Origin of the sequence: Flavobacterium limicola (genome assembly GCF_003634755.1) — a bacterium.
Lineage (GTDB): Bacteria > Bacteroidota > Bacteroidia > Flavobacteriales > Flavobacteriaceae > Flavobacterium > Flavobacterium limicola.
Window position 1 is genome coordinate 589,168 of record NZ_RBXA01000001.1, and the last position, 12,081, is coordinate 601,248.

Here is a 12,081-nt window from a genome sequence, read left to right on the forward strand (position 1 = left end):
TGCCTTTTGTAACAAAAAAAATTATTTTAGACAAATATTTCAAAACTTAATAAAAATCCGAAATGAATACCATTAAACCTATTTACATTTCTGCTTTTGCACTTTTAGCATTAGTAGGATGTGGCGCTTCAAAACAAGTTTCAAATACTTCTACTACAGGGCTCGTTGCCATAAGCGCACCTTTAAACATTGCAAAAAAGGCACCAATAACTGAAAATGACTTGAAGCGTTGGAGTCATTTAGATATTGTGTCAGATACCATTCCTGGAATGAGTGTTGATAAGGCATATGCTGAATTATTGAAAGGTAAAAAAGGCGTGCCAGTTATAGTTGGAATTGTAGATTCTGGAGTGGATATCGAACACGAAGATTTAAAATCGGTACTTTGGACCAATACAAAAGAAATTGCCGGAAACGGAATTGACGATGACAAAAACGGATATATCGATGATATTCATGGATGGAATTTTCTTGGAGACAGTACCAAAGAGAATCTGGAATACGAAAGAATCATCAAAGATAAAACTTTAGTTGATGACGCTACATATCAAGCGGCGAAAGCATTAAATGATAAAAAAGTGGCTGATGCTGCCGCAGGAAAAACGCGTTCAGAGCAAATGCTAGAAACTATTGCTGCAGGTGATGCTGTTTTAGTAAAACATTTTGGCAAACCTGTTTATACAATCGAAGAGGTAAATGCAATTGTTTCGCAAGAGCCGACAACACAAAAAAGTAAAGCGGCTATGCAACAAATGCTTTCTTATGGATTGCCAGTAGCGGAACTAAAAGTTGCTGTTCAAAAACAATTAGACGATCAGGTTGCACTTATAAACGGAGACAATCTGAAAACAGATTACCGTAAAGTGGTAGGAGATAATCCAAATGATATTACCGATACTAAATACGGAAATAACAATGTGATGGGACCAGATAAGAACGAAATTCTTCATGGAACACACGTTGCCGGAATTGTTGCTCAAAGTAGAAACAACGTATTAGGTGGCGACGGTGTTGCTAATAATGTTCAAATTCTTACCGTTCGTGCAGTGCCAGACGGTGATGAGTATGATAAAGATATTGCACTTGGAATCCGTTACGCTGTTGATAATGGTGCCAAAGTTATCAACGGAAGTTTTGGAAAAAGTTTTTCTCCACACAAGCAATGGGTTTATGATGCTATAAAATATGCTGAGAAAAAAGATGTGCTAATTGTTCACGCAGCGGGTAATGATGCTAAGGATATTGATTATGCAGAGAATTTTCCTAACGATTCTGAAGATAAAGTAACCGAGTTTGCTGATAATTTAATCACAATTGGTGCTTTAAATTTTGAATACGGAAATAAAGTTGTGGCTCGTTTTTCTAATATTGGAAAAATTAATGTGGACGTTTTTGCTCCTGGAGTAAAAATTTACGCAACAACTCCAAACAATACTTATAAATATTTACAAGGAACTTCAATGGCTGCACCAAATGCTGCCGGAGTTGCCGCATTAATTCGTTCGTACTATCCAAAATTATCTGCTAAACAAGTGAAGCATATCTTGATGGATTCAGGAATTGCTATTTCAACAGATGTTATTGTGGGTGGAAAAGCAAATGATACGCGTTCTTTTACTACTCTGTCTAAATCAGGAAAAATAGTAAATGCCTACAATGCTTTGCTGATGGCAGAAAAAATGTCTAAATAATATTTAAACAATTCATTATATGGAAGGGCAATTTGTCCTTCCATTTTTATTTAAATCAAATATGAAAAAACTACTTTTATTCTCTTTTGTCACTTTGAGTTTCGGAACTGTTTTTGCCCAAAATAATGCGTATTGGCAGCAACACGTTGATTACAAAATGGATGTTTCCATGGATGTAAAAACATACCAATACAAAGGAAAACAAGAATTGGTTTATACCAATAATTCTCCTGATACTTTGAGAAAAGTATATTACCATTTATTCAATAATGCTTTTCAGCCCGGAAGCGAAATGGATGCAAGAATCCAAAGCATCAAAGATCCAGATGGCAGAATGGTCACCAAAGTAAAAGTTGGTGATAAAGAAGTCAAAGAAAGCCGCATTAAAAATTTGAAACCAAATGAAATTGGTTACCTACGAATTTCTAATTTCAAACAAGACGGAGCAGTTGCTAATGCAAAAGAGATTGGGACTATTCTTGAAGTAACTTTGGTTAAGCCAATATTACCCAAATCCAAAACTACATTTACATTAGATTTTGATGGTCAGGTTCCTATTCAGATTCGTCGTTCTGGAAGAAATAATGCCGAAGGCGTAGAATTATCAATGGCACAATGGTATCCAAAACTAGCCGAATTTGATTTTGAAGGTTGGCATGCTGATCCGTATATTGCCAGAGAATTTCATGGCGTTTGGGGGAATTTTGATGTGAATATTACTATTGATAAAGATTACGTTTTAGGTGGTACCGGTTATTTGCAAAACAAAAACGAAATAGGTCACGGGTATCAAGATTCAGGCGTTGTTGTGTCTGTTCCAAAAAAAGCAAAAACATTGACTTGGCATTTTAATGCACCAATGGTTCATGATTTTACTTGGGCTGCTGATAAGAATTACATTCATGATATTGCAAAAGGACCAAATGGGGTTGATATTCATTTCTTGTACAAAAACAATCCAAAATTTGTACAAAACTGGAAAGATTTACAGTCAAAAACAGTGCGGTTAATGGAGTTTTACAATAAAACCGTTGGCGATTATCCGTACAAACAATACTCTGTGATTCAGGGTGGCGATGGTGGAATGGAATATGCCATGTGTACGTTGATTTTAGGGCAAGGAAGTTTTGAAGGATTATTAGGAGTAACCGCTCACGAAATGGCGCACTCTTGGTTCCAGCATGTATTGGCTTCCAATGAATCAAAACACGGATGGATGGATGAAGGTTTTACTTCATTCCTAGAAGATTTGGGACTGAATGAAATTGCCGATAAAAAAGTAGAAAACCCATTTACTGGAGCGTATGCAGGTTATTTTTCGATGGTAAATTCAGGTAAAGAATTACCACAAGGAACGCATGCGGATCGTTTTGACGAAAATAGAGTGTACAGCATTTCTTCATATAGTAAAGGAGAACTTTTCCTGACACAATTGATGTATTTGATAGGCAAGGAAAATCTGATGAAAACTTTAAAAAAGTATTATAGCGATTTCAAATTCAAACATCCTACGCCAAATGATATCAAAAGATCTGCCGAGAGAATTACGGGAGCAAATCTGGATTGGTATTTGACAGATTGGACACAAACCACAAATACTATTGATTATGCAATCAATGATGTAAAAGAAAATACAGATAAAACAACCGTTACTTTAGGCAGAATAGGCAGAATGCCTATGCCAATTGATTTGTTAGTGGAATATACCGATGGAACAATGGAGAGTTTTTACATTCCATTGCGTATGATGAGTTTCGAAAAGGAAAATCCGAATCTTGCTATAAAAAGAACGGTTTTGGGTGATTGGGCTTGGGCTTATCCAACCTATGAATTCAATATTTCTAAATCAAAAGCTTCCATCAAGAAAATCACTATTGATCCAAGTGGATTAATGGCTGACATCAAGAAGGAAAACAATACCTACGAATTGAAGTAATAATTTAAAGCCCTGAAATGAAGATGCTCCAAAAAGTTAGACACTATTTGGGGCATTTTTTATGTAATTTAATGAAGTATTGGTGCTTAAAAATTACCTTCTGAATTTAAAATATTCTTCTAAAGTATGTTTCTTATTTTTCAACATTTCAGAAACAAGTTCCATTCCAATAACTGAAAATGTGATACCGTTTCCGCCAAAGCCCAAAACAAAATAAGCGCTTGGAAAATTGGGATGTTTGCCAATGTAAGGCAAGCCGTCTTTGGTCTCTCCAAAAGTACCTGCCCATACAAAATCCATTCTGAAATCATAATCAGGTAAAATTTTCTTAAGATATTTAGTCAATTTATCGGACTTTTCGTTGAGTAAGGAATCTCTTTTTGCAGCGTCTACAAAATCTTCATCCTCGCCGCCAATAAGCAATCGATTATCATCCGTGGTTCGCATATACATGTAAGGCTCCGCCGTATTCCAAAAAAGAGTGTCGTTAAGGTGCGATTGATCGTCTTCAAAACATTCGCCCACAATGGCATAAGTAGAAAGTAATTTTACAAACTTGTCTTTAATGATTTCGGTGCTTTCAAAACCGTTGCAGTAAATTATTTTTTTGGCAGTGATGGTAGTTCCATGTTCTGTTAGAACGGTGACGCCATTTTGTTTGTAAGTAACTTTTTTGATATCGGTTTTATCAAAAATCTGCAATCCTTTTTCGTGATTGTACGCTAGAATATCATGGGCTAATTGGAAAGCATCTATACTGCCGCCTTGTTCTGATAAGATTCCGCCATGCGAATGTTTGATGTGAAACTTTTCTTCAATTTCATCCGATTCGAGCCATTTTACAGGCATTCCAATTTTTTTTCGAGCTTCGAATTCTTTTTTTAACCATCCAACATCTTTCTTTAATGCGGCAAAATAAAGCGATTCTTTTTTCTTGAAACCACAATCAGATTTTACTTGTTGTACTATTTTTTTTAAATCATCAATTGATTTATAACACGCCCAATAACTGTCAACGGCAGCTTTTTCGCCAATCAAATCAATAAGTTGGTGCAAAGGCACGTCAATTTCATATTGTAACATGGATGTCGTAGCCGATGTACTTCCATGACCTATTTCTCTGCGATCGATCAGCATGGTTTTGTAACCATCCGCCATAGATTGATGCGCTATAAGACTGCCGGTTATTCCACCGCCTACAATTAGAATTTCTGTGTCCAGATTTTCTCTTAATGACGGATACGAGTTAATGATCCCGTTTTTTACTAACCAAAAAGGTTCACTTGATTTTAGTTTCATGTTGCTGCCGTTTTTATCAAATTTAGTTAAAATATTTTTTTTATATGATGCTAAAGAAAAATACAAAACACAATTAAAAAAAATCGGGTTTCAAAAAACAAGATTTTCACCCTAATTTTCTAAAACCCGAAATCTATATGAATAAAAGTATTATGCTTTCTCTGCACTCAAATTTTTCAACATATCCACTGTCATTGATTCTAAATCAAACTCATGTTTCCATCCCCAGTCCTTTCTAGCTTCAGCATCATCAATACTTGCTGGCCAACTGTCGGCTATTTTTTGACGGAAGTCCGGCTCATAAGTGATGGTAAATTCAGGAATGTGTTTCTTGATTTCGGCAGCAATCTCCGTTGGCGTAAAGCTCATTGCGGCTAGATTATACGAAGAATGAATTTTTATTTGGTCTGCCGGCGCTTGCATTATTTGGATGGTCGCAGCAATGGCATCGTCCATATACATCATTGGCATTTTAGTTTCCGAGGATAAAAAACATTCGTATGTTTTATCGGAAAGTGCTTTGTGAAAAATATCCACCGCATAATCCGTAGTTCCGCCACCAGGAGGCGATGACCAGCTGATTAAACCCGGATAACGGATGCTTCTTACATCTACACCAAAAATATTATGGTAGTATTCACACCATCTTTCGCCGGCTTGTTTGCTGATTCCGTACACCGTTGAAGGTTCCATAATCGTGTATTGTGGCGTGTTTTCTTTCGGAGTTGTTGGTCCAAAAACGGCAATACTCGAAGGCCAGAATATTTTTTTTATTTTTCCGGCTTTCGCCAAATTCAAAACGTGAAACAACGAATTCATGTTCAAATCCCAAGCAAATGCAGGGTTTTTTTCCGCTGTTGCCGATAATAATGCTGCCATCAAATACACTTCGTCAATTTGGTGTACTTCGACCAAATGTTCAATTTGATTAAAATCCAAAGCATTCACTACTTCAAATGGACCGGAATTCACCACATCAATATTTAACTTTCGGATATCCGAAGCAATTACATTTTCGGTTCCGTATATTTTTCGCAACTTTTGCGTAAGCTCCGTTCCTATTTGGCCGCACGCGCCAATAATCAATATTTTTGTACTCATTTTTGTCTGTTTTGAAAAACAAAGATAACGTTTTCGCAAATAACATAACTTTGATGAAAATGATTATAAAAATCTTAAAATATCTTTAATAAACATATTAAGTTTCTTAATTTATGATGTTTTTAAACATAAAAATTAGTGAAGCAATATTAGATTGTTATTCCAATACTGGAATTCATTATTGTAAATTTACTTTGTAACTTTGTACTTTAATGAAATTAAAAATGAAATACAATTTAGCCGTGTTCTTTTCGCTGATTTTCCTTTTGTTATCCTGTAAAAATGACAATGAAAAACGCATTGTGGAAAACAAAAAAGAGATTCAAAAAAGAGAAGTCATTTTCGCAAACATACAGAAAGGTTGGGTTTTGTACGATGAGCCAGTAACCGAAGCGGGTGAAAAAAGCATTGCGTCTTGGAACGAATGGCGTATGTTTTTGGCTGAATTAGCACAAAAGCCTAAAAAAAGTATTGGAGCTTTTCAGCAAAAATCAAAAGCGCTTTCGAAAAAAGCAATGGCTTTAAACGATAATATTCCTTACGAATACAACAAACCTCAAATAAAAAGCAGGATTTCCACGTTGATTACTAAAGTTAGATTGCTGGATTTATTCATTCATTTGGATAATATTCCTGATAAAAAAGTGACGTTGTTAGTTTCAGAAATCAACTTGGAATTAGTCTCGCTACAAAGACAAATGGATAAAATTGTGGAGAAAAGTAAAATTCCCATTGAAGAGGGAGAATCTGATTTATTGAAAATGATGGACACCACAAGAGCCATTCCTAACACACCAGTCATCGATCCAAATATACCACGCGTTGAGTAAAAAAATCTTATACAACACCTACGATAATTCGCCAAAAACCCAGCAAATAGTTGCGCGGTTATCAGAAAATAATCAAGTAAAAATGCAGCTTTCGGGACTTTTGGGTTCTGCAGTTTCGTTTGTAATTCGTTCTGTATTTAAACAATCGGAGCTTCCTTTTTTAGTTATTTTAAACAATAAAGAAGAAGCGGCGTATTACTTGAACGATTTGGAACAGATGATTGGGGAGCAAGATGTGCTATTTTATCCCGGTTCATTTCGTCGCCCGTACGAAATAGAAGATACGGATAACGCGAATGTTTTGCTTCGCGCCGAGGTGTTAAACCGAATCAATTCCCGCAAGAAACCCGCCGTTATTGTCACGTATCCAGAAGCGCTTTTCGAGAAAGTGGTGACTCGAAAAGAATTGGATAAAAACACGTTGAAAGTTGCTGTTGGGGATAAGATTTCCATCGACTTTATCAATGAAGTTTTGTTCGAATACGAATTTAAAAGAGTTGATTTCATTACAGAACCCGGAGAGTTTTCGGTTCGTGGAGGAATTGTCGATGTATTTTCATTTTCGAATGATAATCCGTACCGAATTGAGTTTTTTGGAGATGAAGTTGAGAGTATCCGTACGTTTGATGTAGCGACGCAATTGTCTATTGAAACGCAAAAAAAGATTACAATAATCCCAAATGTGGAAAACAAAGTTTTTCAGGAAAACCGAGAAAGTTTCTTGGATTATATCTCGGAGAAAACAGTAATTTTCATTCAGAATACTGAAGATTTTTTATTGCAATTGGATAAACAATTTGGCAAAGCCGAAGAAGCTTTCGCAAAATTGTCGCAGGAAATAAAGCGGTCTTCGCCAGAACAATTGTTTTTGAATCAAGCGGAATTTATAAAAAGAGCGTTGGATTTTTCGATTGTGGAATTGAGTTCAAAACCTATTTTTAGAACCACAAAAAAATTCGAATTTCACATTCAGCCACAACCGTCTTTCAACAAACAATTTGATTTGTTGCTGAATAATCTGAATGAAAATCATTTTAACGGCTACAAAAATTATTTGTTTTGTTCGAATGAAGCTCAGGCGAAACGATTTCATGATATTTTTGAAACCTTGGATGAAGCGAATTCTGAGAATATCCGCAAGCAATACAACACCATTGTTTTGCCTTTGTACCAAGGATTTATTGACGAGGAAAACCAAATAACCTGTTACACTGACCATCAGATTTTTGAACGCTATCATAAATTCAGCATCAAAAATGGCTATTCGAAAAAACAAAATATCACTTTAAAAGAACTCACAACACTTTCGGTTGGGGATTATGTGACGCACATTGATCACGGAATTGGACGTTTTGGAGGGTTACAAAAAATACAAGTCGAAGGCAAAACGCAAGAAGCCATCAAGCTCGGTTATGCCGATAATGATATTGTGTATGTGAGTATTCATTCGCTGCACAAAATTTCAAAATACAACGGAAAAGACGGTACGCCGCCCAAAATTTACAAATTGGGTTCGAATGCCTGGAAGATTTTAAAACAAAAAACTAAGGCACGCGTCAAACATATTGCATTCAATTTGATTCAATTGTATGCCAAAAGAAGACTCGAAAAAGGTTTTCAGTTTGCGCCCGACAGTTATTTGCAAAACGAACTGGAAAGCTCGTTTATTTATGAAGATACACCGGACCAAACCAAATCGACAGCAGAAGTTAAAGCCGATATGGAGAGCGACCGACCAATGGATCGCTTGGTTTGTGGAGATGTAGGTTTCGGTAAAACTGAAGTGGCTATTCGTGCGGCTTTCAAAGCTGTGGATAATAGTAAACAAGTGGCAATTTTGGTTCCTACGACGATTTTGGCCTACCAGCATTACAGAACTTTTACAGAACGATTGAAAGATATGCCGGTTTCTATTGGGTATTTGAACCGTTTTAGAACCGCCAAACAAAAAGCAGAAACGCTAAAACAATTAGCCGAAGGAAAGCTTGATATTGTGATTGGAACACACCAATTAGTCAACAAAAATGTCGTTTTTAAAGATTTGGGCTTGTTGATTGTAGATGAGGAACAAAAATTTGGAGTGAATGTAAAAGATAAACTCAAAACCATTGCGGCTAATGTGGATACGCTGACTTTGACCGCAACGCCAATACCTCGAACGTTGCAGTTTTCATTGATGGCCGCGCGTGATTTATCCGTAATTACAACGCCTCCGCCCAATCGTTATCCTATTGAAACGAATGTTGTTGGTTTTAGTGAAGAGGTGATTCGGGATGCGATTTCGTATGAAATTCAACGTAACGGTCAGGTTTTTTTCATTAATAATCGAATAGAAAATATCAAGGAAGTTGCCGGAATGATTCAGCGTTTGGTGCCCAATGCCAGAGTTGGAATTGGTCATGGGCAAATGGACGGAAAAAAACTTGAGGAATTGATGTTGGCTTTCATGAACGGCGAATTTGACGTTTTGGTAGCAACCACAATTATCGAAAGCGGATTAGACGTTCCCAATGCCAATACGATTTTTATCAATAACGCCAATAATTTCGGATTGTCTGATTTGCATCAAATGCGCGGTAGAGTAGGGCGTAGCAACAAGAAAGCGTTTTGTTATTTTATTTGTCCACCATATTCTGCGATGACCGATGATGCCAGAAAACGAATTCAGGCATTGGAACAGTTCAGCGAATTGGGAAGCGGATTTAATATTGCGATGAAGGATTTAGAGATTCGTGGTGCCGGAGATTTATTGGGTGGCGAGCAAAGTGGTTTCATCAACGAAATCGGTTTTGATACGTACCAAAAAATCATGAACGAAGCCATTGACGAATTGAAAGAAAACGAATTCAAGGATTTGTATCCAGAGGAAAATAATTTAGAAACCAAAGAATACGTCAAAGACTTACAAATCGATACTGATTTTGAGTTATTGTTTTCTGATGAATACATCAATAATGTTTCGGAGCGATTGAGTTTGTACAATGAATTAGGCGCAGTCAAAAACGAAGAAGAACTGATTGTTTTCCAAAATAAATTGATTGACCGTTTTGGTCCAATGCCGCCACGAGCCAAAGCATTAATGAACAGTATTCGTATCAAATGGATTGCGACTCGCATTGGAATCGAGAAATTAGTGATGAAACAAGGCAAGATGATTGGGTATTTTATTTCAGATCAACAATCAGATTATTATCAATCGAATCGTTTTCATAAGGTGTTACAATTTGTCCAAAAACATCCTAATTTATGCAAAATGAAAGAAAAGCAAACGCCGGCTGGATTACGATTGCTATTGACTTTTGATAATGTGAAAAATACCAGAACAGCATTGGAATTGATGGAAATGTTGGGTGGGGAATAAGAAATTTTTAAATGGGATTCTTTTTGCATTTAATTCAATTTTTTTTATCAAAAACGAAATATTTTTAAGATTAATTTTTTTAATATTTGAAAATGAATCACTTAGTTAAATTTTAGGATTTGTTTTTTTAACACAATCAAAAGAGATAACTTTGTTAAACTAAAATTTTAAGTTATGAATTTAGCCACCAGAAAATATAATTTTATTCAAGAGTTGACTACAATAGACGAAAGTTTATTGGAAAAACTTGAAATTATTTTAAAAACCAGCAAAAAAGATTGGTTTGCTGATTTGAATTCAGATGAAAAACTTGAAATTGAAAACGGTTTAAAGCAAGCAGAAAATGACGAATTTATTAGTCACGAAACTGTAATGAATAGATTTTCTAAATGGCGTTAAAGATCAAATGGACGCCACAAGCCGATAACGGTTTAGCAATTGTTATTGAATATTTAGAAGCAGAATGGACTTTTAGAGAAATTTTGCAATTGGAAGAAAATATCAACCAAGTTACCAATCAGATTAGTCTTTTCCCTAACTTATATCCAAAATCTGAAACCTATAAAAATCTTCACAAAGCAATAATAGATAAAAATAACTACTTGGTTTACCGAGTAAATTATAAAAAATCAAGTATTGAAATAATTAATTTTAGAGGAACTAAACAAAAACCGAAATATTAGAAAACTAATCTAATTCTTCAAATCTTTAATCACTTTAAAAGCCACATCTACTTGTTCTTCGCTCACTAAGATAGTAAATTCATTAGAAGTCGAAATTACTTCGTTTATGATAATTCCTTCCCAGGCCAAACGCTGAAAAATGAAATAGTAAATCCCAGGAACGACAATATTTTCTTTAGGTAATTTTACTGTAATTGAAGCCAGATTATCCAATTTTTGGATTAGTTTTTCAGTAGCAAAATGCTTGTCTACTAAGTGATTAATACTGTTACTAACCACAATATTCGTTTCATTCACTCCTCTGGATGAAGTGTAAAAAATATCCGGTAGTGTATTGATATCCGTAATTAAATCGGCTTGTTTATTTAAAATGGTGTCGGACGCAGCAAAAGTATAATCGGTCAAAGCCGAACGAACGGTGATTTCTCCGATATTTTTGATGACTTTGTTAATCTTATGGTTCAACCTGAAATCCAGTTCTTCTGTTAGTCTTTTTAAAGCCATAACAACTGCACCTTGTTTTACTTCCTTGCCAAATTCACTTTCTAATTCAGTCATTATGTTTCGTGATAATGAGGTCAGATTAATGATACCTAATGATAATGCATTTAGTAAAAAAGGCTTTGTTTTGATGTAGTTTTCTACAATGGAAGAAACAGTTTTCATGATGTAATTTTTTTTAGTTGGTTGTTATTATACGCGTAGTTAGTGTGTAAATATGACGCAAATATAAATAAAAAACAATTTGTTACAAATATAACATCAAGAAAAAACGTTTAAAAGTGATAAAAAGCATCGATAAGGTGCTCAATTACAAAAGATTTCCCTTCTTTATGGATGGCTATTATGTCAAAACGAACTTCAATATCTAAATCTCTTTCGTTGACAAAAGCGTCCACGGCCTTTACAAGAAGCTGGATTTTTTTGGGTTTTACAAAATCCTGAGGCAAGCCGAATTCTAATGAAGAACGTGTTTTGACTTCAATAACTGCAAGTATATTTTCTTTTTGGGCGAGAATGTCTATTTCGGCTTTTTGGAAGGTCCAGTTGGTTTCTAAAATAGTGTAACCGTCTTTTTGTAGAAATTCGACCGCCATTTCTTCTCCAAGTTTCCCGAGTTCGTTGTGTTCCGCCATTCAAAAATTTTGTTTTAAGTTTTCAAACTTCTGCATTCAAAAAT

10 protein-coding genes are annotated in these 12,081 nt (G+C 35.3%); 6 read left to right on the forward strand and 4 right to left on the reverse strand.

Annotated elements, in window-relative coordinates; all coding sequences use genetic code 11:
• Positions 1–62: 62 nt before the first annotated feature.
• Together BC952_RS02585 and BC952_RS02590 are read left to right on the forward strand one after the other, a co-directional pair.
• Positions 63–1,691, forward strand: coding sequence for a S8 family peptidase (locus tag BC952_RS02585; RefSeq protein WP_121364125.1), 1,629 nt, complete (start codon positions 63–65; stop codon positions 1,689–1,691).
• Between the two features lie 61 nt (positions 1,692–1,752).
• Positions 1,753–3,627, forward strand: a complete 1,875-nt coding sequence (locus tag BC952_RS02590; protein ID WP_121364917.1) for a M1 family metallopeptidase — start codon at positions 1,753–1,755, stop codon at positions 3,625–3,627.
• A 93-nt stretch (positions 3,628–3,720) separates the two neighbouring features.
• Here BC952_RS02590 and BC952_RS02595 read toward each other — a convergent pair whose 3' ends face one another.
• Together BC952_RS02595 and BC952_RS02600 are read right to left on the reverse strand one after the other, a co-directional pair.
• Positions 3,721–4,926: an NAD(P)/FAD-dependent oxidoreductase gene (locus tag BC952_RS02595; RefSeq protein ID WP_121364126.1), complete on the reverse strand. Its 1,206-nt coding sequence runs from the start codon at positions 4,924–4,926 to the stop codon at positions 3,721–3,723.
• 150 nt (positions 4,927–5,076) lie between these two features.
• Complete coding sequence (locus BC952_RS02600; protein ID WP_121364127.1) at positions 5,077–6,027, reverse strand: L-threonine 3-dehydrogenase; 951 nt, start codon at positions 6,025–6,027, stop codon at positions 5,077–5,079.
• A 224-nt stretch (positions 6,028–6,251) separates the two neighbouring features.
• Here BC952_RS02600 and BC952_RS02605 point away from each other — a divergent pair, with 224 nt between their 5' ends.
• From BC952_RS02605 to BC952_RS02620, 4 genes are all read left to right on the forward strand, one after another.
• A complete protein-coding gene (locus tag BC952_RS02605; protein WP_121364918.1) occupies positions 6,252–6,857 on the forward strand; it encodes a hypothetical protein in 606 nt (201 codons plus the stop codon).
• The gene (mfd, locus tag BC952_RS02610; RefSeq protein ID WP_121364128.1) at positions 6,850–10,218 is read left to right on the forward strand and encodes a transcription-repair coupling factor; all 3,369 of its coding nucleotides are present in this window, start codon (positions 6,850–6,852) and stop codon (positions 10,216–10,218) included. Before BC952_RS02605 ends, mfd begins: the two co-directional genes overlap by 8 nt.
• Before the next feature lie 174 nt (positions 10,219–10,392).
• The gene (locus BC952_RS02615) at positions 10,393–10,617 is read left to right on the forward strand and encodes a hypothetical protein (protein ID WP_121364129.1); all 225 of its coding nucleotides are present in this window, start codon (positions 10,393–10,395) and stop codon (positions 10,615–10,617) included.
• The gene (locus BC952_RS02620; protein ID WP_121364130.1) at positions 10,608–10,901 is read left to right on the forward strand and encodes a type II toxin-antitoxin system RelE/ParE family toxin; all 294 of its coding nucleotides are present in this window, start codon (positions 10,608–10,610) and stop codon (positions 10,899–10,901) included. Before BC952_RS02615 ends, BC952_RS02620 begins: the two co-directional genes overlap by 10 nt.
• Positions 10,902–10,910: 9 nt before the next feature.
• Here the strand turns inward: BC952_RS02620 and BC952_RS02625 are convergent, their stop codons facing one another.
• On the reverse strand, positions 10,911–11,567 hold the full coding sequence (locus tag BC952_RS02625; RefSeq protein ID WP_121364131.1) for an aspartate kinase: 657 nt from the start codon (positions 11,565–11,567) through the stop codon (positions 10,911–10,913).
• 110 nt (positions 11,568–11,677) lie between these two features.
• The gene (locus BC952_RS02630) at positions 11,678–12,037 is read right to left on the reverse strand and encodes a YraN family protein (RefSeq protein WP_121364132.1); all 360 of its coding nucleotides are present in this window, start codon (positions 12,035–12,037) and stop codon (positions 11,678–11,680) included.
• Positions 12,038–12,081 lie beyond the last annotated feature (44 nt).

Coding starts and splice junctions, on each gene's coding strand:
- BC952_RS02600 (WP_121364127.1), bottom strand. CDS start 6,027: ATGAGTACAAAAATATTGATTATTGGCGCGTGCGGCCAAATAGGAACG.
- BC952_RS02590 (WP_121364917.1), top strand. CDS start 1,753: ATGAAAAAACTACTTTTATTCTCTTTTGTCACTTTGAGTTTCGGAACT.
- BC952_RS02605 (WP_121364918.1), top strand. CDS start 6,252: ATGAAATACAATTTAGCCGTGTTCTTTTCGCTGATTTTCCTTTTGTTA.
- BC952_RS02625 (WP_121364131.1), bottom strand. CDS start 11,567: ATGAAAACTGTTTCTTCCATTGTAGAAAACTACATCAAAACAAAGCCT.
- BC952_RS02615 (WP_121364129.1), top strand. CDS start 10,393: ATGAATTTAGCCACCAGAAAATATAATTTTATTCAAGAGTTGACTACA.
- BC952_RS02630 (WP_121364132.1), bottom strand. CDS start 12,037: ATGGCGGAACACAACGAACTCGGGAAACTTGGAGAAGAAATGGCGGTC.
- BC952_RS02620 (WP_121364130.1), top strand. CDS start 10,608: ATGGCGTTAAAGATCAAATGGACGCCACAAGCCGATAACGGTTTAGCA.
- BC952_RS02595 (WP_121364126.1), bottom strand. CDS start 4,926: ATGAAACTAAAATCAAGTGAACCTTTTTGGTTAGTAAAAAACGGGATC.
- BC952_RS02585 (WP_121364125.1), top strand. CDS start 63: ATGAATACCATTAAACCTATTTACATTTCTGCTTTTGCACTTTTAGCA.